The following is an 805-nucleotide window of genomic DNA, read 5'->3' on the forward strand; positions in this document are numbered from 1 at the left end:
CCGCCGATGCGCTTGTTCTGCTGCACCAGGTAAGGCATCGCGTCATGCACGCCATCGAGATCGTCGCCGGGAATGTTGGCCGGGCGCGGCGTTTCCGAACCGCCGCAATAGAGCACCGCATCATATTCGGCGAGCAGCTCCGCCACCGGCTTGTCGACGCCGACATTGATCCCGCAATGGAAGCTCACGCCCTCGCCTTGCATCTGCTCGATGCGCCGGTCGATATAGTGCTTCTCGATCTTGAAGTCGGGGATGCCGTAGCGCATCAGCCCGCCCGGCCGGCTCTCGCGCTCATAGACGTGAACGTCGTGACCGGCGCGGCCAAGCTGCTGGGCGGCCGCCATGCCGGCCGGCCCCGAGCCAATGATTGCGACGCGCCTGCCGGTTTTCCTTTCCGGCGGATAGGGCCGGATATGACCGGTTTCATAGGCCTTGTCGGCGATTGCTTGCTCGATCGTCTTGATGGCGACCGGAATGTCCTCGAGGTTCAGCGTGCAGGCTTCCTCGCAAGGCGCCGGACAGATGCGGCCGGTGAATTCCGGGAAATTATTGGTCGAATGCAGGTTGCGGATCGCATTGTCCCAGTCGCCATTGTAGACGAGGTCGTTCCAGTCCGGGATCTGGTTGTGGACCGGGCAGCCGGTCGGCCCGTGACAGTATGGAATGCCGCAATCCATGCAGCGCGCGGCCTGTTTCTCGACCTCCTTGTCCGACATCGGCAGCGTGAACTCGCGAAAATGCCGGATGCGGTCGGAAGCCGGCTGGTACTTGTGCACCTGCCGGTCGATCTCGAGAAATCCTGTTA

At 62.6% G+C, this 805-nt stretch carries 1 protein-coding gene; it reads right to left on the minus strand.

Features of this window, described 5'->3' with window-relative positions; translation table 11 throughout:
* A partial coding sequence (locus tag EOA78_RS35600) for a glutamate synthase subunit beta (RefSeq protein ID WP_164784123.1) occupies nucleotides 1-805 on the minus strand: 805 nt, incomplete at both ends.

Origin of the sequence: Mesorhizobium sp. M5C.F.Cr.IN.023.01.1.1 (assembly GCF_003997585.1) — a bacterium.
Classification (GTDB): Bacteria; Pseudomonadota; Alphaproteobacteria; order Rhizobiales; family Rhizobiaceae; genus Mesorhizobium; species Mesorhizobium wenxiniae.